The sequence below is a fragment of the Chlorogloeopsis fritschii PCC 6912 genome (assembly GCF_000317285.1).
Taxonomy (GTDB): domain Bacteria; phylum Cyanobacteriota; class Cyanobacteriia; order Cyanobacteriales; family Nostocaceae; genus Chlorogloeopsis; species Chlorogloeopsis fritschii.
In genome coordinates, this window is the sequence record NZ_AJLN01000100.1 from 186,438 (window position 1) to 210,611 (window position 24,174).

Sequence of the window (24,174 nt, forward strand, 5' to 3'; positions counted from 1 at the left end):
AATTATGAATGATAAAAATTTTTCATAATTTAGAATTCATCATTCATCATTCCCCAATTTATGACTGAACAGCAAACTTGGAGCCAGCGGTTTGAATCAGCGCTGCATCCTGCGATCGCTCGCTTTAATGCGAGTATCACTTTTGATATTGAATTAATAGAATACGATCTGACTGGCTCTGTTGCTCATGCCAAAATGCTGGCTAAATGCGGCATTATTTCTCCAGAAGAAGGAGAGCAGTTAGTTGCTGGCTTAGAGCAAATTCGCCAGGAATATCAGCAAGGCAAATTTAGCCCAGGTATCGACGCAGAAGATGTACATTTTGCTGTCGAACACCGCCTTGTAGAGATTGTTGGCGATGTTGGTAAAAAACTACACACTGCTCGCTCCCGCAATGATCAAGTTGGTACAGATACCAGATTGTATCTGCGCGACCAAATTAAACAAATTCAGAAGCAATTACGAGAGTTTCAAAGCGTTATTTTAGATATTGCCGAAAAAAACGTTGAAACCCTAATTCCTGGCTATACTCACCTGCAACGCGCTCAACCCCTAAGTTTAGCCCATCACTTACTAGCGTATTTTCAGATGGCACAACGTGACTGGGAACGCTTGAGCGATGTTTGTCGCCGGGTGAATATTTCGCCTCTGGGTTGTGGTGCTTTGGCAGGAACTACTTTCCCTATTGACCGCCATTACACAGCCGAACTATTGCAGTTTGATAAGATTTATGCTAACAGTCTGGATGGAGTGAGCGATCGCGACTTTGCGATCGAATTTTTATGTGCTGCTAGCTTAGTCATGGTTCACCTTAGCCGCCTTTCAGAAGAAATAATTCTTTGGGCATCGGAAGAATTCGGTTTTGTCACCCTTCAAGATAGCTGTGCCACTGGCTCTAGTATCATGCCTCAAAAGAAAAACCCCGATGTTCCAGAATTGGTGCGGGGTAAAACAGGTCGTGTCTTTGGTCATCTCCAAGCTTTATTGGTGATTATGAAGGGATTACCTCTGGCATATAATAAAGACCTGCAAGAAGACAAAGAAGGACTTTTTGACACAGTTAACACTGTCAAAGCCTGTTTGGAAGCAATGACTATTTTGCTACGGGAAGGCTTAAAGTTTCGCACTCAACGTTTAGCACAAGCGGTAGCGGAAGACTTTTCTAATGCCACTGATGTAGCAGATTATTTAGCAGCACGAGGGGTACCTTTTCGTGAAGCCTATAACCTTGTGGGCAAGGTAGTAAAAACCAGTATTGCCGCTGGGAAACTCCTTAAAGATTTGACTTTAGAGGAATGGAAACAACTTCATCCGGCGTTTGCAGCTGATATTTATGAAGCAATATCACCCCAGCAAGTAGTAGCTGTCCGTAACAGCTATGGTGGTACAGGCTTTGAGCAAGTCCGAAAAGAATTGCTTGCTGCCCGTGCCCAAGTTGATAGCTAAACAATTAAATAAAACACCCATAAAGGCGAAGAAGGCGTACTTTTTGTACGCCAACACCATTAAAAAGCTTCAAGAGTGAGCATCTCAACAGGCAAACTATTCAGCATCAACTGCTGCTGCTCCCTCATCTTCTTCACTCTTGGGCGGTCTTTGTTGGAACCTTCTTTGGAAACGTCCTGTTGTAGTTCGTTTACGAAACTTTCTGGCATATGCCTGGTTCCGTAGCGCCTTTTCTTTTTTTGGATTGCGGCGCTTAGCCATGTTCACCTCATGAATAAACAACAAAAAGCTTTAGCTAGGCATAATATGGGCAATATCAGCTACCAATGTTTTTGATATGGTTTCAGCCTAGTTTAGCTATGAACATATTTTAAACAGCAATCTAGATTATCGCATTCTCATTTATTGTGTCAACGACAATTTAGTATCGTTATCTTAATTAGCTATCAATTCAGTATAATTCATGAAAATTATGTATTTATTACTACTGAGATCTTGAAGCCAACTAAATTTTACACTTCGCGTAAAACTGCTTCTGAATCTTATCATCGCAATTCAAAATACACACATTTATTATTTAGCTATAAAAATTAAATCTAAGCTAAATTTTTAGGTAATTAGCCTTTATTCATAAAGCCTTAGGAAGTTTAACTTTGGCTTATCAGGGCACAAAGACACAAGTTAGAATTTAACAGGAATATTTCTTCTGGATGTTGACAAAAACCATATGTATCCGTATAAAAAAATACTAACTTGTAGAATAATCGAGGAGATATAAATAGAAATCTACTATCAAGTAAAGTAAAACGTATATATTTACTAAGATTAAAAAGTTGAACATTCTGGCTGTTTTTATTGTGGCTATTCAATCCACACGTAACTTATGGCGCTATGGACAAACCGTACTAGGGATTATTTTCCGCCATCCAATCCCTGGCACAAGCATTATTCCGATTTTGCCTGATGGACGGATTGTGCTGATTCGACGGCGAGATAATGGTCGTTGGGCTTTACCAGGAGGTATGGTGGATTGGGGAGAAGATGTACCTAATGCCGTTCGACGAGAGTTGACGGAAGAAACCGGACTGGAGTTAGTAAAGATAAGACGTTTAGTCGGTGTTTATTCTGCTCCAGATCGCGATCCTAGAATCCACTCAATTTGTATTGTTGTGGAAGCAGAAGTGCAAGGAAAAATGGAAATTCAAGACACATTGGAAGTCATGGAAATTCAAGCTTTTCATCTTAACTCCCTACCCCCACAGATGTCTCACGATCACAGTCGTCAGTTAGAAGACTACTTGCAAGGCTTGACAACATTGGCATAATTTATATTGAATTAATTGTTCATTGCTATTAATTATTAGCTATTAGCTATTAGCTATTAGCCACTATCTACTATTACTTAAAAATATGAATAGTTTATTTCGTAATTCCCGGAGAAAACTTTCTCAAGGGTTGTTTTTCTGGCGTGAAGCTGGTGAAGGAGTTCCTATAATTTTCATACATAATGCTTGGAATGATAGCAGCCAATGGGTAGCGGTAATGGAATTCCTATCACAAAATTTTCATTGTTTGGCACCAGATCTACTTGGATTTGGTGAATCAGATTGTCCTAATATCCACTACTCTATTGATTTACAAGTCGAATGCCTTGCTGAATTTCTGCACGCTTTGAGATTAGAGAAAGTTTACCTCATAGGACATTCACTAGGAGGTTGGATTGCTGCTAGCTATGCTTTGAAATATCCAGAACAAGTTTGTGGGTTGGTACTTTTAGCACCAGAGGGTGTAGAAATCGAAGGATTAGAACAGCGTTGGCAGACAAAACAGAATTTGATGAAACGTCCTCCTTGGATATTTAAATTATTGCGACTGCTTCGCCCATTAACCAAGAAACTAGGTTTAAATTCTAACTTTGAAGAAGATTGGCAACAACGGCAAATAATGCTGCAATACACTACAGGTAGTCAGTTATTATTCTTGCGAAAGCTACCAGAAATTCGTGCTGAATTATTGCAAGATAAATTAAATTTTCTTACAGTTCCAGTATTAATTTTACAAGGAGAAAAAGATTTGCCAGAGTCCTTAGCTAAAAGTGAAATTTATGCTAGAGAAACTCCAAAATCTGAATTAAAAATTATTGCTCATACCGGAAATAATTTACCAGAAAAATGCACTAAGGTAGTGGCTGGAGATATTAAGGATTTTGTGAGAAGGGTTAGTGGTTAGTAGGGGCGGGTTTTGTTGATTAACTTTGGATTAAAACCGACAATTTATCTTTTAAACCCGCACGGCAGTCGCACTCGACGCGCTTAACCCGCAAGGGCGCGCTGCCTCCCGTACAGTGGTTATTGGTTGTTAATTAAATGACTAATGACAATTGACTAATGTCTAATGACTATTTCCCGCATTCCCCAAAATATCAAATTTGGTTCTACTATCAAACAATTAGCAATCTCTGGAAATTGGGATTGAAGATAGTTTACTAACAAAGTGCGATCGCCCCCAGTAATCGCTATTTTACTTTCAGGATACGAGCGCCACCATGCCTCTACAAAATCTTTGATTCCAGCCAATAAGGTGTAAATCACCCCGCTTTGCATTGCTTCTTGAGTAGTTAAAGCAAACCGCTGTGGAAGTTGCTGGGGTAATTCTACGTTTGGTAGTTGCCCAGTTCTATTAGCAAGAGCCGCCAGTTGTAAACTCAATCCCGGAAGAATTGCACCCCCGTTCAGATTTTGGTTAGCATCCGCACCCGTAAAGGTTAATGCTGTGCCTGCGTCTACGATCAACATGGGAAAGCCCCAAGTTTTGCCTGCACCCCATAGAGCCAAAGCACGGTCAATTCCCAGAGTCGGATACAATCCCTGGAGAGGTACTTGTTCTAAGGTAATAATGCGAACATTTGGATAAATTTGCCATAGTGCAGTTTGTTTGGGAACTACTGAGGCAAGGAGGAGAGGAGGAGGGGGAGAAGAGGGGAGTGGGAGAGGGGGGGAAGGGGAGATAGTTTTTAGTAAGTCGTCAAGGCTTTGCCCGATCGCTAGTTGCTGTAGAGAAGATTCAGGTAGATGATTAGTATCCCAAGTTTGGCAAAGAGTTTCGCCTTCAAATAAACCCCAGTGCAACCGAGAGTTGCCAATCATTAAAGCTAACCACATTTCTGATACTAAATTAGGATAGGAAATATTATTTGATGAAGTTTAGATTTGTAGAGACGTGTCATGGCACGCCCAACAGACTGGCGATCGCATACTCAAATCACAAGAAGCACCTCCACCAGCACTACCCGTGAGGCGAAGTAGCCGAAGAGTGAAGAAACTTTGAATAAAATCAAAAGTTATTGATGCTACTGCGATGGGTACTTTAACTATAAGTACTACGCAGGAGTAGCTATGAAATTTAGCCCAGGCATACAAAATTTTTGGCTTCAAATCAGCAATTTCCTCTTTGAAAGTTTAGTTGTATTTTTAGTTCTTCTGTGGTTGAGTGGCTGGAGATTTTCCAATCTGCTAAATTTTCCAATTTTAGTAGGTTTCATAGTAGGTTTTTCCTTAGTGTTCTTTCGTTTAATTTGGTTCCTGTCTCATCTCAAATCCCAGTTGCTTCAGGCTCTGCCAGATGAATGGAAGTTTGAAGTAGCAGTGCTTGCAGATTACCCACTTTTAAATCTCAGTTGGTTGCGCGAGCAAACCAGTATTTTAGAATCTCTTGGCTTTGTCCAGTTGATGGATTATAAAGTTGAACCGGATACTGGATTTGCGCGGTGTTTTGCCCACCTACAACATTATTGCTTGGCTGAAATTTGTCAGATTTTTGGGGAAAATGGAGAGACAATCGTACAAAGCATTTCTATTTTTAGTATTTTGGAACAAGATTGGGTAGTCGGTGCTATTAATCGAGAAGTTAATCAAAATGATGGGATTGCATACATCTGGCGTCACCCTAAAAAAGTGGGAACCTACTATCCAAATATCAGTCTTGATGAATTTTTGCAGGCTCACCTAAGATTTCGTCAGCAAATGCTCGATGATTTAGGCATCACTGTATCTACAGATGTTTCGTGGTTTGCTTTTAGAAACCTAGAGCAACAAGCTACTATTTACCGCAAACAAACTATGAGGCGAAAACCTCTTTTTTTATCAATACTAGAAGCAACACTGTTTGAACTAAATCCTAAATCTGAATGGTTGGGTGATTATCCAAAAGAAGCTGTAAAAAGAAGGGCAAATCATCGCTAAATTTATTGAAGTTACTATTTGACATCTAAATCACTATTCAAAAACCACATCTTCGTAAAGTGCTGCCATAGTTCCTTCAAAATTAATGCTGTTGAGTCGAAAAATTTCTTGCTGCGAAGTATACGATCGCAAAACCCACAATCCTTCACTATTACGCTGGAAACACTCTACTCGCTGACGTTTAGTGTTAATTAAAACATACTCTTGTAAGCTCTCCAATACTTGGTAATCAGCAAACTTATCGCCCCGATCGAAGGCTTCAGTAGAGTCAGATAAAACTTCGACAATTAAACAAGGATATTTTTTATAAGCTGGCGTTTCTTGGTCTCGTTGGTCGCAAGTAACCATCACATCAGGATAATAAAATCGATTCAGGGATTCGATTCGTGCTTTCATATCAGAAATGTACACACGACAGCCAGCTCCGCGTACATGATTGCGGAGCAGAGCAAACAAATTTCCGGCAATAGTAACGTGAGGATCGAGCGCTCCAGCCATTGCGTAGATATACCCGTCAATGTACTCATGCTTGACATCGCTGTTTTCCTCCATTTCGAGGTATGCTTCGGCAGTGAGATAGTCTTGTTGAGGAGAAGCAATCATAAGTTAAAACCTCGCTGAGTTTTGATCCAATTTGAAAAATGATTGCGACAGATGGATTCACCCAACCCGGATACAGAAGGTAATTTCCAATCCAAAATCTAAAATCTAAAATTCAAAATAGTATGAGTTCTAGGTTAACGTCTGAGAAAACCAGATTGCTTTTCAATTAGTTAACAAACCTTGAACAAAATGAAAGTATCGCTAATAACGCGATATCATCGTATCTTGTGTCAGTTGCCATCTGTACTGTTAAATTATCGATGACTGCTTCTCACTCTGCATCCCAACCCACTGGAAACAACAATGCGATTGCGCCTATTTCTGATTATCGAGCGGTGGATCGCAGCAAGCTGACTCAAATGTTCCAGCATTATGTGGAAACGAAGGAGAAGTATCCTCATGCTGTGTTGCTGTATCGGGTGGGAGATTTCTTTGAATGCTATTTCCAAGATGCTGTGACTTTGGCACAGGAATTAGAATTATTCCTGACTAGCAAGCCAGTCGGAGAAGTGGGCAGGGTAGCAATGAGTGGTGTGCCGCACCATGCCTGGGAGCGTCATGCAACTTTGTTGGTGGAAAAAGGCTATGCGGTTGTCATTTGCGATCAAGTTGAAGATGCGGCGGAAGCGGCTGGCAGATTGGTGCGGCGGGAGATAACGCGCATTCTCACTCCCGGTACTTTGCTGGAAGAGGGAATGCTAAAGTCTGGTCGCAATAATTACCTGGCTGCTGTGGTAATAGCTGGAGAGCATTGGGGTTTGGCTTATGCGGATATCTCTACAGGTGAATTCCTCACTACTCAAAGCAGCAATTCAGAACATCTCACACAGGAATTGATGCGCTTGCAGCCAGCGGAAGTTCTAATTCCTACCAATGCTCCCGATTTGGGAGGTTTATTGCGCCCAGGTGAAAAATCTGAGCATTTACCGGAATGTTTGCCACCTGCTTTTTGCTATGCTCTACGATCGCAAATTCCTTTCTCGGCAGGAGAAGCTAGAGCCAGATTGTTGCAGAAGTTTAAAGTGCGATCGCTTGAAGGCATGGGTTGCGAACATCTTCCTCTAGCAGTTCGTGCTGCGGGCGGTCTTCTACAATATTTAGAAGAAACCCAAAAACATAACTCAGTTCCTCTCCAACTTCTCCGTACCTACACGATTACTGATTTCCTGATTGTTGACCATCAAACTCGCCGCAACCTGGAAATTACGCAAACAGTTCGAGATGGCAGTTTTCACGGTTCCTTATTGTGGGCGTTAGATAGAACTAGTACAGCTATGGGCAGTCGTGCCTTGCGGCGGTGGTTGTTACAACCGCTACTTGATATTAAAGGCATTCGAGCACGGCAAGATACTATTCAAGAACTAGTAGAAAATACTCCCCTACGTCAAGATTTGCGGCAGTTACTACGGCAAATTTATGACTTGGAACGCCTCACGGGAAGGGCTGGTTCTGGTACTGCTAACGCCAGAGATTTAGTAGCTTTGGCAGATTCGCTTGCCAAATTACCGGAGCTAGCGCTGTTAGTTGCAGAAACTCGTTCTCCTTTTCTCAAAGCCTTACAAAAAGTGCCGCCTGTATTAGAAGAACTGGCACAAAAAATCAGCGCTCACGTCGTCGAGACGCCACCAGTACATATTAAAGAAGGTGGATTGATTCGTCCTGGAGTGAACAAGCACTTGGATGAAAGACGTGTTTTGGTGGAAGAAGACCAAAAATGGATTGCCAATTTGGAAGTAGAGGAACGCTCAAGAACAGGAATTCAAACATTAAAGGTAGGATTTAATAAAACTTTCGGTTATTACATCAGTATTTCCCGTGCCAAAGCTGACCAAGTGCCGTCAAATTATATACGCAAACAAACATTGACGAATGAGGAACGCTACATTACTCCGGAATTGAAGGAACGCGAAGCACGCATCCTCACAGCGCGAGACGATTTAAATCAGATGGAGTATGAAATTTTTGTAGCGCTACGAGAAGAGGTGGGGCAGCAAGCGGAGGTAATCCGGAATCTTTCTCGTGCAGTAGCTGCGGCGGATGTGCTGTGCGGCTTGGCTGAATTGGCTGTGCATCAAGGTTATTGTTGTCCGGAAATGGTAGAAGGACGAGAAATTTATGTTGTGGATGGACGGCATCCGGTAGTGGAACAGTCTTTGCCTGCGGGATTTTTTGTGCCAAATTCGACGCAGTTAGGGTTGGGAGGACAGGGGACAGGGGACAGGGAACAGGGGAACAAGGGGAATGTAAATGAAAATTTCTCCCCCTCTCTCACTCTCCCCCTCTCCCACTCTCCCACTCCTGACTTAATTATTCTCACTGGGCCGAATGCAAGTGGTAAGAGTTGTTATTTAAGGCAGGTAGGGTTAATTCAGTTAATGGCACAAATTGGCAGTTTTGTACCTGCTAGCTTTGCTCGGTTGGGAATATGCGATCGCATTTTTACTCGTGTAGGTGCGGTGGATGATTTGGCAACCGGTCAATCTACGTTCATGGTGGAGATGAATGAAACGGCAAATATTCTCAACCATGCTACATCGCGGTCTTTGGTGTTGTTAGATGAAATTGGACGGGGAACGGCAACTTTTGATGGTCTTTCTATTGCTTGGGCAGTAGCAGAGTATCTAGCAACGGAAATTCAAGCACGAACAATTTTTGCTACCCACTACCACGAGTTGAATGAATTGGCATCGCTGTTAGAGAATGTGGCAAATTATCAAGTGACTGTGAAGGAATTGCCAGAACAAATTATTTTCTTGCACCAAGTTCAACCGGGAGGTGCTGACAAGTCCTATGGTATAGAGGCAGGAAGGTTGGCAGGTTTACCCAAAGTTGTAATTCAACGGGCTAAACAAGTAATGGGGCAAATTGAAAAACACAGTAAGATTGCGATCGGTTTACGTGAAGGTCTTCAGGATAAAGAGGAGTAAGTAGGTAGGTAACATGGGGACGCGGGGACATGGGGAGATGGGGACAAGGGGACAAGGAGTAACAAACAACCAATGACCAATGACTAATGACTAATTCCAATCTTGTTCTTCCCTCTTGGCACGACTTTTATACATTCCACCTGCATCATGTAGAGCACGAGTTTTCTCAAATAACTCCGCTTCGCTCAAACCCCACTGCTGCATAATTTGCTCTAAATCCTTTTGAATATCCCGCGCCCCAGGAAAACCTTGATAGCGAATGCGCAGCCTTGCTAGTTCTACTAAGTTATAGTCTGTTGCTTCTTGAGCCATGAGATTATTAACTAGAGGGCGATCGCGATTATATAAAGGGTGTTGTTGGTCTTTAGCTTCTGTGCTCATAATATTGTGATATGGTTGGTAGTTGTTAACTGTTAATTGTTAATTGCTATTAGCTATTAGCCATTTTCCACTTTTTCATACGTTTTTCTCTCTCTAGGAATAGGTGGCAAACACACCTTTGCCCTTACGGCTCTCCTCACTGCGGTTACACTGGAAATAAAGATACATTATCCGTAAGGACAATCATTAAACAAAAGTTCAGGTGAGGGTGAATATAATTTTGCCCATAGCCCAAGCAGCAAGGGAGCAAGACCCGCTATGTTTGAACATTTTACTTCCGAAGCTATTAAAGTAGTTATGCTCGCCCAGGAGGAAGCACGTCGGCTGGGTCACAACTTTGTAGGGACAGAACAAATTCTCCTGGGTTTGCTGGGAGAAGGAACTGGGGTTGCTGCCAAAGTGCTGACGGAATTGGGCGTTACTCTCAAAGACGCACGTCGTGAAGTCGAAAGAATTATCGGTCGGGGTTCTGGTTTTGTACCACCAGAAATTCCTTTTACCCCCAAAGTAAAAACTTTGTTCGAGCAATCATTTAAAGAAGCTCGCAGTCTCGGACACAATTACATTGGTACAGAACACTTGCTTTTGGGGTTAACTGAGGCAGGTGAAGGAGTCGCCGCCAAAGTATTGCAAAATTTGGGAGTTGACCTCTCGCAAATCCGCACTATGGTAATTCGTCGTTTGGGTGAAGTAACATCTGTCGGCGCTGGTAGCAGTGGTAGCCCCAGACGTACCCAAACACTTACTCTAGAAGAATATGGTAGAAATCTTACTAGGCTAGCACAAGAAGGTAAGCTCGACCCTGTAGTTGGTCGTGAGAAGGAAATTGAACGTGCGATCCAAATTCTTGGTCGTCGGACAAAGAATAATCCAGTATTGATTGGCGAACCTGGTGTTGGTAAAACAGCGATCGCTGAAGGATTAGCGCAACGTATTGCTAACCAAGATGTCCCTGACATTCTCCAAGACAAGCAAGTGATCAGCCTTGATATGGGCTTGCTGGTAGCAGGTACTCGCTTCCGGGGCGATTTTGAGGAACGTCTCAAAAAAATCATGGAGGAAATCCGTTCTACTGGTAACATTATCCTCGTGATTGATGAAATGCACACTCTTGTTGGTGCAGGTGGTGTAGAAGGTGGCATGGATGCTGCTAATATCCTCAAGCCAGCATTGGCAAAAGGTGAAATGCAGTGTATTGGCGCAACAACCTTGGATGAATATCGCCAGCATATCGAACGTGATGCTGCACTCGAACGCCGTTTCCAACCCATTATGGTTGGTGAACCCTCGGTAGAAGAAACTCTCGAAATTCTCCGCGGCTTGCGTTCAGCTTACGAGCAACACCACAGAGTCCAAATTTTGGATCAGGCATTAGTTGCTGCCGCTCAATTATCTGATCGCTACATCAGCGATCGCTTCTTACCAGATAAAGCGATCGATTTGATTGACGAAGCTGGTTCTCGCGTCCGTTTGCGGCACTCAACCGCTGTCGCCAATCGCGAACTCAAGCGCGAATTAGCCACGATTACCAAAGCTAAAGACGAAGCCGTCAGAGCGCAAAACTTTGACAAAGCAGGAAACTTACGCGATCGCGAGTTGGAAATAGAAGCTCAACTAGCCGAAGAACCACAAGATGGTCAATCTGTCAATCGGCCTGTTGTTGATGAAGAAGACATCGCCCAAATCGTTGCTTCTTGGACTAACATTCCAGTCAACAAGCTCACCGAATCTGAGTCCGAAATGCTGTTGCATCTAGAGGATACATTGCATCAGCGGCTCATCGGTCAAGAGCAAGCAGTAACGGCAGTATCTCGTGCCATCCGTCGCGCTCGTGTCGGCCTGAAAAATCCGAATCGACCAATTGCTAGCTTTATTTTCTCCGGGCCGACTGGAGTTGGAAAGACAGAATTGGCAAAAGCTTTAGCAGCTTACTTCTTCGGTTCCGAAGAAGCAATGATTCGGCTTGATATGTCTGAATTCATGGAACGCCATACCGTCTCCAAGCTGATCGGTTCACCTCCTGGTTACGTAGGATACGACGAAGGCGGTCAATTAACCGAAGCAGTGCGACGCAGACCATACACAGTGTTGCTGTTCGACGAAATCGAGAAAGCACACCCCGATGTATTCAATATGCTGCTGCAAATGATGGATGATGGTCGTCTCACCGATGCCAAAGGTCGAGTAGTGGACTTTAAAAACACACTGATCATTTTGACTTCCAACATCGGTTCTCGCGTCATTGAAAAAGGCGGCGGTGGTTTAGGCTTCCAGTTTGGCGAAGACGAAGCCGAAGCAAGTTACAACCGCATTAAGTCTTTGGTGAACGAAGAGCTAAAAGCTTACTTCCGTCCAGAATTCCTCAACCGTCTTGATGAAATAATTGTCTTCACTCAACTCAAGAGAGATGAAGTCAAGCAAATCGCACAGATTATGCTCAAGGAAGTTGCTAGCCGCTTAACTGAAAAGGATATTGCCTTGGAAGTTACAGAACGTTTCCAAGAACGTGTAGTCCAAGAAGGCTACAACCCCAGTTACGGTGCAAGACCTTTACGTCGGGCAATTATGCGCCTCTTAGAAGATTCTCTGGCTGAAGCAATGCTATCTGGTCAAATCGTAGCAGGTGATAAAGCCGTTGTAGATGTTGACGATGATGGTCAGGTAACAGTACGTAAATCAGAAAAACCAGAGTTGCTTTTAGCAAGTGTTAGCTAATATTTGCAATTACTTCTATTCCCCATGTCGGGAACAAAGCAACCGTAGCAACAATTTGGTAAATTTTTACCCCTGGTAGCAATATCAGGGGTTTTATCTTAGCTGATTCTGCAATTCTTCCTAATACCCAATCCCTGTAATAAGCAATTTTTGTAGGGTGGGCACTGCCTAACTTTCCTCAAACCCTTATGATTACGTTGTGGACAGTGCCCACCTTACGGTTTTACAACAAAAACCCGCGCCGATAATCAAGTTCGGCGTCGGGAGTGAGTACGTCACAAGTAGTAAATTTAGAGTTAGTTCAAAAAGACACTGCCATTTTCTTGAATTCTGATTGCACCTTGATTGTTAGTAGCTGTTGTCTGTTCATCCAAAGACAGTTCTAACAAACCAGACTCGGATTTTGTGGGAGTAAACCTCAAAAATCCCCGATCTTGGCGAACAGCAGTAATCGTAACTGCTACTGGTAAGTCTCGCAGCACAACTTCGTTTCTACCAGGCAGCAAGCGCTTTCCAGTATGACCGATTACTTCATACGCAACGACAGCATTAGTATTATTTTTAAGTCTCACATTGACTCTACCGTCTGTGGGTGTCACCGTCGCGATGGGTTCTTGTTGCGTTTGTGGTAAAGGTGGTTGAACGGGGGCAGTGGTTGTTGTGTCAGGAGTACCTGGTTCGGCTTGTTGAACTCCTGCTTCTGCTTCCGGATCTGGTGCGGTTGCTTGTGGTTGCACTCTCTGCGTGAAAGCATTAGGCGGGCATCCTTGCGGCACCAAAACTCTACTATTGTGTGGCTCTTCGTAAAAAATACTAGGACAGGGATTAACTTGAGAACTCGGACGAACAGAGGGCTGCTGTTGAGCTATCGCCATACGTGGTGTTGCTGGCAAGCCAATCAGCAAGCCTCCGCAAATAGCACCCAGTAATCCAGTGGATTTACGAATAATTTTATTCATCTTTATACCTCTAGCCTCAAAACATTAAAGAAAGCTCAATCAATCACTAAGTTGTTTAAAAATTTTTGATTTTTATAAATCTAAAGTATTAGTTTATAAATTAACAGATGAATAAAATATAATTCCTCTAACTGAAGAGATGTAAATAAACAAAAATTTATATATTTGTTTCAACCAAAAGAATGATAGAGTCGGTTGATTTTGTATCTTATTGTTTATGGCTCTAAATTATTAGTTAATGTAATGCTATATCTGAGAATAATTGTATTTTTTAATATACATCTACTTTGAGTATTAGATTTATTTTAATTCTCAAGGTAGATGACTTTATAAATAAAATTTTTAATAGAAATTGTGTGTCAATTTGCAAACACGGATGGGCGATCGCGTAACTCAAACTTTGGATACATAACATTATCAACTTCTGGAAGATGTTAAGTATTTTTGACCTGTGCGACTCTTGGTTATGAAGAAAGCAGACACACCTTAAAAAAGTAAATATTAAGAAGCACAGGAAAAAACAATGCCAGACGAAACAATAAGAAAAGATATTCCGGAAATTGATCCAACAGAGATTGAAGACACCAGAACTTTTATCGCTGATGAACATAGATCTTTCCTTGAGAAGGTGATGGTCAAAGCCGGATTTGCAGATTTATACGATGCAAGAGACTTTACCGAAGTTGTGTTTCGCGTCATGCGTGACTTAATGACGACAGAAACAGCCGATCGCGTCGAGGCAGAACTGCATCAAGAGGCTGTACCTACTAAGGAAAAAGCCCTACAAATGGAAGTTGCTGAACTTTGGAGGGACACTAATCCGATTGTGGGATTTTTAAGCAGAGTTCGTCCACCTTGGCAAGGCCCAGGCATCTTCAAAATTGATTCCGATCGCTTTCTGTTTCGGGTTGCCAATGAATCAGGAATGCCGCGAAGCGTTGAGCGAGAGCAGGCAGTAAAAGCAGTATTTTCTGCTACTAAAGATGAACTTTCCGAGGAACGGATTCAGGAAATCGCAAGTTGGCTCCCCGATCATGTGCGCGAACTTTGGGAACAAGCTTAATTAGTTAATCTTGAAATATCATCCATAACAGATTTGCAAACTTCATCTTGTTAGCAAGGTGAAGTTTGTGTTTTTCCATAGTTGAGATTAAGTCTCATCAGTTATTGGTAAAGTCACGGTAATAGTTGTACCCACCCCAACAACACTATCAACTTGAATCTGTCCTTGATGATTTTCCACAATAGCTTGGGCGATCGCTAAACCTAATCCTGAACCAGTGGCATTTTCTGCTGCTGTCTTCTCATTGGTATGGGTGCGTGCCGGATCTACTCGATAAAAACGGTCAAATAAGCGAGGTAAGGCTTCTTTTGGAATACCAATACCAGTATCACCGATTTTAATTTGCAAGTGAGGGCCGCTATAGTAAAGCAGTCCAGAAACGCGATTTATTCCCTCTATCCTTGCTAGTTCTACATTTACCCGTCCACCAGATGGAGTATAACGTAAGGCGTTGCCAATTAAATTTGTAAATAGCCGCACTAGCTGATCCCAATTGCCCATTAATGAAAACCAATTTTCTAGCATTTCAGGGCTGATTTCTGGGCTGTGAGGATCAATAAATTGGAAGGTAAGAGTAATATTTTTTTCAGTTGCCAACAGTTGCTGTTCTTCTACAACTTCCATTAGCAAAGCATCCAAAGGACAAGGAGAAAAACTTTCTTTACTAATACCGCTATCTTGCCGTGCCAAAAAGAGTAAATCGTTAACTAATCTACCTAAGCGTTGTGTTAACCGTTCTATTAACTTTAATTGTTGTCTGTAGTGTACAAGAGTAGGACTGTCTTGTGCTAACTCCAAGTCAGTTAAGGCAACTTGCACATTAGTTTGAATTAAAGTAATGGGACTTCTGAGTTCGTGAGAAGCATCAGCAGTAAACTGCTTGAGACGTTGATAAGACTCTCGTACAGGCTCCATCGCTTTACCAGATAGGAACCAACCACTTGCCCCAACAGAAACCACCATTAACCCGGTACCCAATGCCAAATCAAAAATCAACTGCCGACTCGGCTTTGTGACTTCAAACCAGGGATGGCTAACACGCAGATATCCCAATACCTGTTTTCCAATTTCTACCCGTTGCGTGACTTGCCGTAGTAAAATTCCTGATTCCTCAGCATTAAATTCTGAGCCAGCAGATGAGATGAGTGGGAAAGTGGGAATATTCTTCTCCTTGTCCCCTATCCCCTGTCCCCTATCCCCTGTTCCCTGTCCCCTATCACCTGTCCCCTGTCCCCCCAACCCTCCTCCCCTCACCACATACACAGTTTCTCCAGTGCGATTGACGTGAATGGGAATATCTAGCGGTTCTGATAAAGTTGACCAAAGTAATTCACCAGTGGGACTAAACCACTCTAAGTCAATATGATCGTCTTCTGCGGTATCAGCATTGCCACGAAAACTCGCCTCCACATTTATACGGTATTTACCAGTGTCAGAGTTAACAGATTCAATGACAAGCGATCGCTCTACTATTTCCACCACATGATTTAAAGTATCGTCAATCCGCTCAATCAATGTACTGCGGACATACAAATATACGCCAATGGCAAATAACAGTAATAGTACGGCAGTTATAGCAGTATACCAAAGAGCAAGACGGCGACGAGTAGTTTGAAACATACAGTAGAAGTCAGAAGTCAGAATTCAGAAGGAAAACAGGCGTTAGTTCAGGCTTTGAGACGAAGATTTATACCTCACTTATCCGCAAACCGCTGTAGTTGTAGCAATCAAATACAGAACTACTGGCGATCGCTAGTTTTTCAAGAATCAACAGAATTGGAAATGAAGTTTATATGAAGCCGCATCTCACAGCCTAAACAAACTTCATTACTTGCGGAGGATATAAAAGTGTACCGCATCCTATTCACGTTGGTTCTAATTGTAACGGTTGGACTATCAAGTCCGTTTTTACCGTTCAAATCTGGTGCTGCTACAGACGCTCGCACTGCACCTTTGTTTGATAATCTTGGCAACTATCATCATCCCATTTCTACAAAATCGCAACTTGCCCAGCGTTACTTTGACCAAGGGTTAATATTAGCTTACGGTTTTAACCATGCCGAGGCAGAGCGTTCCTTCCGGGAAGCAGCCAAGCTCGATCCAAATTGTGCGATCTGTAACTGGGGAATTGCCCTCGTGCTTGGCTCAAACATTAACGCTCCTATGGATGACGAAGCTGTGTCTTTGGCATGGGAAGCCCTGCAAAAAGCAGTGAAACTGAGTAAAAAAGCTAGTAAGCAGGAGCAGGCTTACATCCAGGCTTTGACACAGCGCTACTCGCAAAAACCGACGAAAAACCGTAAATCTCTAGAGATTGCTTATGCAAAAGCAATGCGAGAGGTAGCGAAAAGTTATCCGGATGACTTAGATGCTGCAACTTTGTTTGCTGAAGCACTGATGAATACTATGCCTTGGGATTACTGGCAAGAAAATGGTAAACCGAAGCCGGAAACTCAAGAAGTGCTTGCGAGTTTGGAGTCAGTTTTACAAAAAAATCCCAACCATCCTGGAGCGAATCACTTGTATATTCATGCAGTGGAAGCTGCAAAACCTGAACAAGGTATAGCAGCAGCCGATCGCCTGGGCAATTTAGTACCGGGTGCCGGGCACCTCGTGCATATGCCTTCCCACATCTACATTCGTGTCGGGCGCTACCATGATGCTGCCATTGCCAACCAAAAAGCTATTGCTGCAGATAAAGCATATATTACCCAATACCACAAGCAAGGTCTGTATACTCTGGGTTATATGCCGCACAATCACCATTTTCTGTGGGCTGCTGCCACGATGGAAGGGAACCAAAAATTGGCAATGCAAGCTGCCCGCGATACCGCAGCAATGGTAGATGAAAAGAAAATGCGGGAACCTGGATATGGAACATTACAGCATTTCTATTCCATGCCACTTTATACCCTAACTCGCTTTGGTAAGTGGGATGATATTCTTGCACAGCCAGCCCCAGCCAAAGATTTGAAGTATCCCACAGGAGTTTGGCATTATGCACGGGGAACAGCATTTACAGCCAAAGCTCAATTCAAGGAAGCAAGACAGGAACTAAAAAAATTAAAAGCGATCGCTGCCGATCCGGAACTGGAAAAAGTAACTATTCGGGATATCAACACCACTAGCAGTTTGCTGAAAATTGCGTCTGAGGTTTTGGCAGGGGAACTAGCTGCCAAACAGGGCAACTACAAAAATGCGATCGCTCATCTTAAAACAGCAGTCACTTTGGAAGACAAACTCAACTACGACGAACCACGACCTTGGTATTATCCTGTTCGTCAATCTTTAGGAGCAATTTTACTTCAAGCTCATCGTCCTCAAGAAGCTGAGATTGCCTATCGAGAAGACTTGAATCTGTTTCCTGAAAATGGCTGGTCGTTATTTGGACTTGCAAAAAGTCTAGAAGCACAGGGCAAAACAAAAGAAGCTCAAGTAGTGCAAAAACGCTTTACCACCGCTTGGAAAAATGCCGATTTCTCCCTTCTCACAACAAGCCCCGATAACGAATAAAAACCAAAATCACCGCCCATGAACCCAACGCGACTTTAATTGCAACCAGAATGTTAAGCAGGGGAAGAACTCCACCACTGACAAGTGCGCCCAACTCTCCGTGTGGTAGTTCCACTCCTGCTAAAGTTATCACCGCCAGCACAATGAAAACAAGAACTGAAACCTTCTCCCATGTTGCGGCGTGCCAGCGCTTGTAAATTCCCTGCATCCATTCGGATGATGAGGTAATCGCAATCAGACCGATCGCTGTTCCGCCTGCCACCCCAGCTGCAAAACCACCGCCCGGACTCAGATGCCCCCGAATTGCCAGTTCTATTCCCACCAACGCGGCGATCGTCGCTCCCAAACGTGCCAGAACAATAGATGGTTGATCTGTAAACTGATAAATCGTACAGGACGGCCTTTCATTCGCTAGTAGAAAATTGGCACCCAAAATCGCAATTGTAAATACCACCACCTCAAAGATAGTGTCGTACAGGCGATTCCTGAAAATAATACCCGAAACTGCATTAGGCACCCCACTATCTTGTACAACTGACTCGACGATAGAGATCGACAAGTCTGGTGCTGGGTTGGGAATGACAAGCATTTTGACATATAGCGCTATTCCTGCTATAATATACAGCCATTTCATGGATGCTTCTCCCCTGAGTCCGGTGTATTTACGTAAGTTAGGGTTGTCCCTGGTGATGAAAGTTCGTTTTGGATGATGTCATAGATGCGTTGCACCCTGATCGCGGTGTGATAGGGTTGCTTTTCGTCGCCAGGCAATGCATCGTCTTGATAGCTTTGTTCTGAGGGAGCACAGATCGCATGAACTTCCTTGTCCATTAGCGCCCGGTGCAAAGCCTGTGTATTTGTATACGGCACCACCTCAAGCCGCATATGGCGTTTGCCAAAAATAGTTCGTAAGTTATCCATCAGCTGTCCAAAATAGCCATCATCATCTGCCTCGCTTGACTCATCATTAAGTATGCCAAGACGCATAACCAGCGATGAACGAACCGCAACCGCATAGAGAGTAATCGCGAGCATGGTACCTACCAATGCTTCAGTTAAGGCAACATCCGCTGCCCCTAAAACTGCATATACCAACGCTGCCACTGCTCCTAAAATACCGCGAATTACCAGAGCATGATATGGATTGACCTGAAGTACCACCATAGAGGCAGCCAAGGGCAGTAGAGCGACTATGATATAGACATAGCTATCATTCATGGTTGCCTCCACTACTCGAACAGTATGCCAACACATACCCCAGCATTGTATTCCAAATAGCCAAGGAGATAATGGCCAGGATAAGTAACGGCCATTCACTGGGTATCTTGAGAAGCAACCCGACAATGATACTCATCGATCCGAGCGTATCGGCAACTGAAAGACTATGCAGTTTGAATAACACCGATCGCTTGCCAAGCAGGTGAGAAGTTCCCCAAAACCAGAAAACAATGCCTACACCGATGCAGGTATAGCTAAACACGTTTATCATCATAAGTACTGCAACAAAATTAATTACACATTTTTAAAGCTCTTCCCTGTCCCCCCAACCCTATTCCCTACATCATTCATTCGTTTCAGTATATGTGCCAAAAGCATTAACGCGGCATTTCCCACACTCAGGATAATTACCCCGACAACACCAATCATCCAATCATCACGCAAGACGGATACAACCAAGATCATGACTGACGTTTTGGTAGCGATACTTGAAAATGCCAACATCTTCTGCCAGATACTGTTATCCTTACACGCCTCGTAGATGGGAATGAGCAAGGCCAAAATCATTGCAATCAGTACCAGATTCAAATTCATGCTTTTTTCCTCCGTCGAACCCTGTGTACTTCATACCAGCCATCTTCGTGGTATTTCAAGACTATTGTCTTTGGCGTAAAGGTAATCAGGAAGATATCTAAAAATATGAGTCCGGGTGTCCGTCGCGGTTTGACTCGTTCCAAGGTGACATCTTCTTCATTATGCGGACGGAGGATGATTTCAAATGCTTCAATATATGCCTGTGGAATTGCCACAAGCACCTCACCCAGCGCCCGCAGCCAATCTTTTAATGCTCCTGCAGCTTTGTGTCTGTGCGGCAGTAGGAGTGCGATGCTGACGCCAATAATGATATTTGCCACACTCAGATTAGCAGTAAGCAGAAACCAGATGACCAGTCGCAATATTAGATTCAAATACCCAATCATGCAAATACCATCCAGAACAGCAGAATCAACATCAAACTCATCACACCGATTAGATGCTCAAATTGCTCAAGTAGGCGCGGCAGCTTGAGGACTGTCCCTCGAAAAATCAAAAAATACGCCAACCATCCCACGCCAATGATTGCAAGTGGTTTGATGACATTGGCAACGGTATACGCCTCGAAATACACAACATTTGCCAAAACCAGCCCACCGATTAACAAGATTGTTGCTGCCCAGAAACCGGGTTGTACATCCTCTTGTCTTTTTCGTCTTTCATGAGGCAGAAATATAAATTTGGCAAACGATATTGCCGTTCCTAAAGCTGCAACATTCATAGCAATTTGTTGCCAGGGCAGCAGATTCTTTGTCGTCAAAACCTTTGCCCCAAATCCTGACAACAAGGGAAAGCCCGATATTGAGAAGCTAGCCATCACCAGAGCAATCCAGACTGAGGTATCAATCGGCTTCTGTTGTAACTCCTTGAGATTTCGGCTCGGTAAAACTCCGACAATCAGAAACAGCGACGATTTGACTAGTCCGTGTGTCAGCGCATAAAAGCCACCCACCCCAGGTGCAGCAAGGATAAAGCCTAACTGCGAAACTGTGTGAAATGCCAGCATCCTCTTAGTATCCTTTTCAAAGACGGCATAGAAAACTCCCAAAAGCGCCGTCCCAACTCCGAAGAGCCTGATGATCGGATCGATCTCATCCAAAAGCAGAGCACAACGCACCAGCGGATAGACACCAGCTTTAACCACAATTCCTGACAGCATAGCCGACACTGGCGTTTGGGATTCGGAGTGAGTCAACGGTAACCACAATCCCGATACAAAGATCCCTCCCTTAACCAAAAGTCCCAGAAAGATGAGGGCAAGTGCCTCCGGAGGTGCTCCGCTCAAACTTGTAAACGCAAATGAATGATTTGCCTTGTACGCCAGTACCGCACCCACCAGATAAAACAGCATTGCCACATTGCTGACAAACAGATAGCGCAAGCCCACCCAAATCGAGCGATCGCTCCGGGGATAGGCAATCAACAAAAACGCGGCAATACTGATCACCTCTAGCGCTACATATAGACTAATAAAATCTGTACAGACAAACGCTGCATTAACACTGCCATGCAAAATTATGGTTTGTGCATAAAAAAAAGCCGTCTTACCGCTGTCCCAACAGTAAAGGATAACCGCTGCTGTAACCAGCGCATTGGTCAATATAAAATAGCCACTCAACTGGTCAATCGTCAATGTGACACCGAAATGATCCAGCAGTTGCAACTTTAGCGATGGCTCGGCAAATAGCTGCAATGCATATCCGCCCGAAACAAGAGCCATGCCCAGTGCGAGATACCGATCAAGTTTGGGGAGCAGATAAATGACGAACCCCACAAAAAACGGGAGTGCGATCCATGCAATTGTCAGGTTAATCATGGGGTGTTGCTCTTCTCGATCTCGTTGCTTTCCAATGTCGGATTATCCCGTGCCAACTTCATGACACCAACCAGCATTAAGGCTTGAATTGATAAGCCGATTACAATCGCCGTCAATATCACCGCCTGGGGAACCGGATCAGCGTAAGCGACATTTTTGACCTTTGACACAATAGGTGTAAACAAACCATCTCGCGATGCAATCAACACGTAATAGGCGATCACCCCCGTGCTCATCACATCCATCGAGATAATCTTCATAACAAGGTTCTTTTTAAGAATGATGCCGAAAAATCCACACAATATTGTTGCGAATACACATGCTTCTAACACGGGAATTGCCTGTTGGGTAAGGGTCGGTCGTAATTATTTTTGAAAAAATCTTTGAAAAATTTTTGAAAAAATCAACTATTACTGTGAGACTTTGAAAAATTCTACGCCTAAATCAAGCTAGAGTTCAAGCGGTGAAGTTAAATTATTAATGTGAACATTTAAGCAATTTAAGGATGAAATTTCAGTATCTGTACGCAAGGCTTCTAATATTTCGCCAAAGGTGATAATAAGGATTAGTTGCTCGCTGTCGTTAAAAGTCTTTAGTTAACCGATACTAATTAGTAGTACTGTTGGTACAAAAAACAACCAGCCAATGGCATTTAGGACTAGTTTGAGCGTGTACTTCATTCTCGCTCAAACTTAACCAGCCCTTGGTCTTTCAGTCAAATACTTTAAATCGATAAGATTATGAATAAGTTTTGACAACCCACTCAGCACTAACTTGCTCGTATTTTGCATTTGTACAGAAATATTCAATTTTTGTGGCTTGCTATGATGCAGAACACACCATGACTCAAAGCATTTTGGCATTGCTGATACAGATGCATATTTTAGTTGACGCTGCTCTTTTCGAGTTTGACGTAAAAGTCGCTCTCAATAAGTATTTTCGCTTATTTTGCACCTGCTTTTGACAAAGTTCTATCTTATTTTTAATGGTGAAGCATTGATGTAACTCTATATATCAAGTTACAACAATCAGGTTTTTGGAGCGAAAAAGTTTGTTGATGAATAACAGAATTTACATAGCTGAACAACCAACTCTCCACACACAACGACTTATCTTGCGAGCTTTCACCCTTGCAGATGCACCAGATGTACAACGTTTGGCTGGCGCACGAGAAATTGCCGCTATGACTTTAACTATTCCCCATCCCTACCAAGATGGCATGGCCGAGGAGTGGATTAAAACCCATCCAACAGCCTTTAACGAGGGAAAAGATGTGAACTTGGCAATTGTGCTACGCGATACTGGTTTGTTGTGTGGTGCGATCGGCTTGGGAATCAACCAAGAGCATAATCATGCTGAGTTGGGCTACTGGATAGGCAAACCCTATTGGGGACAAGGCTACTGTACGGAAGCAGCAAAAGAAATATTGCGATATGGCTTTGAAGTGCTAGGACTTCACCGCATTCATTCCGGGCATTTTTCCCATAACCCCGCATCAGGACGAGTGATGCAAAAAATTGGAATGGTTTATGAGGGTTGTCGTCGCCAACACATACTTAAATGGGGTGAATACTTAGATATTGTTGATTATGGGATTCTCAAAAGTGAGTGGCAGAACAATTGTGCGTAACCGCAATCTGTGAATAACAAAGGGCGATCGCATCTGTAAGAATTTTCTCTAGGCATCTATGCGTTCAATTTGCATGACAGACATTGAGTACTGAGCAAACTTTTGGAAGTGAGTATACAAATACTTATTTTTGCCTTATTATCAACAATAACCGTCTAAAACCGTGATTTTGGCTTGAAATAGGCTGAAGTTTTGACAGTTGCGATCGCCTGTTGAAAGCCAGCGATTGAGAGGTATTGGCATTTTTTGGAGATGCCGATCAAGTTGAAAGAAAAAATTTAGGTTAAAGACTATCTATTATATCACATTTTATTTAACTTGTCAAGGTTGATTGTGAAACCATCTCCTTCTATTTCCTTTCAGAATTTTCTCTATTGAAATACATCTACTCCGTTTTAGGTGACGCTGATGCAACAGCAACCAAACAGACGCAGGCGGAGTGTAATCCTCACCCTACAAGGCTGGGATAAATTTCAAGCTGCCAAAACTCAAGCTGAATTTGATGAGAATGGTGGAGATAAGTTTTGTTTAGAAGAACTGAGCGATCGCACGCACCTAGCTCTGCACACTATCTCCAAAATCTTGGGGCGCTTGGAACCTGTAGATAAAAGTTCGTTGCAGTCTGCCTTCGCTGCCTTTGGGTTGGAGTTGTGTAAAAGCGATTATACCCAACCTAGTCCTCCTAACGATTTGGAAGTCCGAAGCGCAAATCCTCAGTATGACTGGGGTGAAGCACCGGATGTATCTGTGTTTTATGGTCGTATGGCAAGTGCTCATCGATCACTTTGGTTCATACTAGCCCCGATGTGGGAATTAAGCTTTAGAATGTGGAAACTCTTGAGTGCATGAAAGCCCTGAAGGTAGATCGCCTTTACAAAAGTATGAACATCAAGGGTGCGATCGCCAAGTTTAAGAATATTCTTTCTTGACTTGCCTCCGCACAGATATAGTCAGATATAGTCATAATATGAGTTAAAGGTGATATTTTCATTAAAATATGTGTAAGTAAGAAGCCAAGTGAATTATTCTCTATTAGAGATATGGGGGATAGGGCTAAGATTGAATTGT

The 24,174-nt window shown here is 43.1% G+C and carries 24 protein-coding genes; 10 read left to right on the plus strand and 14 right to left on the minus strand.

Annotated features, from left to right (window positions below; translation table 11 throughout):
* Positions 1-60: 60 nt before the first annotated feature.
* A complete protein-coding gene (gene argH / locus UYC_RS0120225) occupies positions 61-1,446 on the plus strand; it encodes an argininosuccinate lyase (protein ID WP_016875491.1) in 1,386 nt (461 codons plus the stop codon).
* Positions 1,447-1,542: 96 nt separating this feature from the next.
* Here the strand turns inward: argH and UYC_RS39015 are convergent, their stop codons facing one another.
* Positions 1,543-1,707 (minus strand): hypothetical protein, encoded by a 165-nt coding sequence (locus UYC_RS39015; protein ID WP_016875490.1) that lies wholly within the window; start codon positions 1,705-1,707, stop codon positions 1,543-1,545.
* Between the two features lie 572 nt (positions 1,708-2,279).
* Here UYC_RS39015 and UYC_RS0120235 point away from each other — a divergent pair.
* Both UYC_RS0120235 and UYC_RS0120240 read left to right on the plus strand, forming a co-directional pair.
* Positions 2,280-2,771 (plus strand): NUDIX domain-containing protein, encoded by a 492-nt coding sequence (locus UYC_RS0120235; protein WP_026087509.1) that lies wholly within the window; start codon positions 2,280-2,282, stop codon positions 2,769-2,771.
* An 85-nt stretch (positions 2,772-2,856) separates the two neighbouring features.
* A complete protein-coding gene (locus UYC_RS0120240; protein ID WP_016875488.1) occupies positions 2,857-3,675 on the plus strand; it encodes an alpha/beta fold hydrolase in 819 nt (272 codons plus the stop codon).
* 155 nt (positions 3,676-3,830) lie between these two features.
* Here UYC_RS0120240 and UYC_RS0120245 read toward each other — a convergent pair whose 3' ends face one another.
* Both UYC_RS0120245 and UYC_RS38630 read right to left on the minus strand, forming a co-directional pair.
* Complete coding sequence (locus UYC_RS0120245; protein WP_016875487.1) at positions 3,831-4,607, minus strand: pantothenate kinase; 777 nt, start codon at positions 4,605-4,607, stop codon at positions 3,831-3,833.
* A 42-nt stretch (positions 4,608-4,649) separates the two neighbouring features.
* Entirely contained in the window at positions 4,650-4,880 is a 231-nt protein-coding gene (locus UYC_RS38630) for a hypothetical protein (protein ID WP_162139009.1), read from the minus strand.
* 123 nt (positions 4,881-5,003) lie between these two features.
* Between UYC_RS38630 and UYC_RS0120250 the strand changes: the two genes are divergently transcribed.
* Positions 5,004-5,687: a hypothetical protein gene (locus tag UYC_RS0120250; RefSeq protein WP_235082972.1), complete on the plus strand. Its 684-nt coding sequence runs from the start codon at positions 5,004-5,006 to the stop codon at positions 5,685-5,687.
* A gap of 33 nt (positions 5,688-5,720) precedes the next feature.
* Here the strand turns inward: UYC_RS0120250 and UYC_RS0120255 are convergent, their stop codons facing one another.
* Positions 5,721-6,290 carry a Uma2 family endonuclease gene (locus UYC_RS0120255; protein WP_016875485.1) on the minus strand — a complete coding sequence of 190 codons (570 nt, stop codon included), beginning with the start codon at positions 6,288-6,290 and terminating at the stop codon, positions 5,721-5,723.
* A gap of 260 nt (positions 6,291-6,550) precedes the next feature.
* Between UYC_RS0120255 and mutS the strand changes: the two genes are divergently transcribed.
* A complete protein-coding gene (gene mutS, locus UYC_RS0120260; protein ID WP_016875484.1) occupies positions 6,551-9,217 on the plus strand; it encodes a DNA mismatch repair protein MutS in 2,667 nt (888 codons plus the stop codon).
* Positions 9,218-9,307: 90 nt separating this feature from the next.
* On the opposite strand, the gene UYC_RS0120265 is transcribed toward mutS, so the two are convergent.
* Entirely contained in the window at positions 9,308-9,598 is a 291-nt protein-coding gene (locus tag UYC_RS0120265; RefSeq protein ID WP_016875483.1) for a DUF3288 family protein, read from the minus strand.
* Between the two features lie 258 nt (positions 9,599-9,856).
* Between UYC_RS0120265 and UYC_RS0120270 the strand changes: the two genes are divergently transcribed.
* A complete protein-coding gene (locus UYC_RS0120270) occupies positions 9,857-12,313 on the plus strand; it encodes an ATP-dependent Clp protease ATP-binding subunit (RefSeq protein WP_016875482.1) in 2,457 nt (818 codons plus the stop codon).
* 296 nt (positions 12,314-12,609) lie between these two features.
* Here the strand turns inward: UYC_RS0120270 and UYC_RS0120275 are convergent, their stop codons facing one another.
* A complete protein-coding gene (locus UYC_RS0120275; protein WP_016875481.1) occupies positions 12,610-13,272 on the minus strand; it encodes a superantigen-like protein SSL4 in 663 nt (220 codons plus the stop codon).
* A gap of 523 nt (positions 13,273-13,795) precedes the next feature.
* On the opposite strand from UYC_RS0120275, the gene UYC_RS0120280 reads away from it, so the two are divergent.
* Positions 13,796-14,335: a DUF2267 domain-containing protein gene (locus tag UYC_RS0120280; protein WP_016875480.1), complete on the plus strand. Its 540-nt coding sequence runs from the start codon at positions 13,796-13,798 to the stop codon at positions 14,333-14,335.
* An 87-nt stretch (positions 14,336-14,422) separates the two neighbouring features.
* Here the strand turns inward: UYC_RS0120280 and UYC_RS0120285 are convergent, their stop codons facing one another.
* Positions 14,423-15,955 (minus strand): sensor histidine kinase, encoded by a 1,533-nt coding sequence (locus UYC_RS0120285; RefSeq protein WP_016875479.1) that lies wholly within the window; start codon positions 15,953-15,955, stop codon positions 14,423-14,425.
* 228 nt (positions 15,956-16,183) lie between these two features.
* On the opposite strand from UYC_RS0120285, the gene UYC_RS0120290 reads away from it, so the two are divergent.
* The gene (locus UYC_RS0120290) at positions 16,184-17,848 is read left to right on the plus strand and encodes a tetratricopeptide repeat protein (protein WP_016875478.1); all 1,665 of its coding nucleotides are present in this window, start codon (positions 16,184-16,186) and stop codon (positions 17,846-17,848) included.
* Here UYC_RS0120290 and UYC_RS0120295 read toward each other — a convergent pair.
* From UYC_RS0120295 to UYC_RS0120325, 7 genes are read right to left on the minus strand one after another with little or no spacing between them, the layout of a single operon-like run.
* The gene (locus UYC_RS0120295) at positions 17,823-18,482 is read right to left on the minus strand and encodes a Na(+)/H(+) antiporter subunit B (RefSeq protein ID WP_016875477.1); all 660 of its coding nucleotides are present in this window, start codon (positions 18,480-18,482) and stop codon (positions 17,823-17,825) included. The genes UYC_RS0120290 and UYC_RS0120295 overlap by 26 nt on opposite strands.
* A complete protein-coding gene (locus tag UYC_RS0120300) occupies positions 18,479-19,066 on the minus strand; it encodes a DUF4040 domain-containing protein (protein WP_016875476.1) in 588 nt (195 codons plus the stop codon). Before UYC_RS0120300 ends, UYC_RS0120295 begins: the two co-directional genes overlap by 4 nt.
* On the minus strand, positions 19,059-19,337 hold the full coding sequence (locus tag UYC_RS0120305) for a monovalent cation/H(+) antiporter subunit G (RefSeq protein ID WP_016875475.1): 279 nt from the start codon (positions 19,335-19,337) through the stop codon (positions 19,059-19,061). Before UYC_RS0120305 ends, UYC_RS0120300 begins: the two co-directional genes overlap by 8 nt.
* A 23-nt stretch (positions 19,338-19,360) precedes the next feature.
* On the minus strand, positions 19,361-19,660 hold the full coding sequence (locus tag UYC_RS0120310) for a hypothetical protein (RefSeq protein ID WP_016875474.1): 300 nt from the start codon (positions 19,658-19,660) through the stop codon (positions 19,361-19,363).
* A complete protein-coding gene (locus tag UYC_RS0120315; RefSeq protein WP_016875473.1) occupies positions 19,657-20,046 on the minus strand; it encodes a Na+/H+ antiporter subunit E in 390 nt (129 codons plus the stop codon). Before UYC_RS0120315 ends, UYC_RS0120310 begins: the two co-directional genes overlap by 4 nt.
* Positions 20,043-21,476, minus strand: coding sequence for a cation:proton antiporter (locus tag UYC_RS0120320; RefSeq protein WP_016875472.1), 1,434 nt, complete (start codon positions 21,474-21,476; stop codon positions 20,043-20,045). The genes UYC_RS0120315 and UYC_RS0120320 overlap by 4 nt, the downstream gene beginning before the upstream one ends.
* Entirely contained in the window at positions 21,473-21,808 is a 336-nt protein-coding gene (locus UYC_RS0120325; protein WP_016875471.1) for a cation:proton antiporter subunit C, read from the minus strand. The genes UYC_RS0120320 and UYC_RS0120325 overlap by 4 nt, the downstream gene beginning before the upstream one ends.
* A 725-nt stretch (positions 21,809-22,533) precedes the next feature.
* Here UYC_RS0120325 and UYC_RS0120330 point away from each other — a divergent pair.
* Both UYC_RS0120330 and UYC_RS0120335 read left to right on the plus strand, forming a co-directional pair.
* Positions 22,534-23,106 (plus strand): GNAT family N-acetyltransferase, encoded by a 573-nt coding sequence (locus UYC_RS0120330; RefSeq protein ID WP_016875470.1) that lies wholly within the window; start codon positions 22,534-22,536, stop codon positions 23,104-23,106.
* 408 nt (positions 23,107-23,514) lie between these two features.
* Complete coding sequence (locus UYC_RS0120335) at positions 23,515-23,955, plus strand: hypothetical protein (RefSeq protein WP_016875469.1); 441 nt, start codon at positions 23,515-23,517, stop codon at positions 23,953-23,955.
* Positions 23,956-24,174 lie beyond the last annotated feature (219 nt).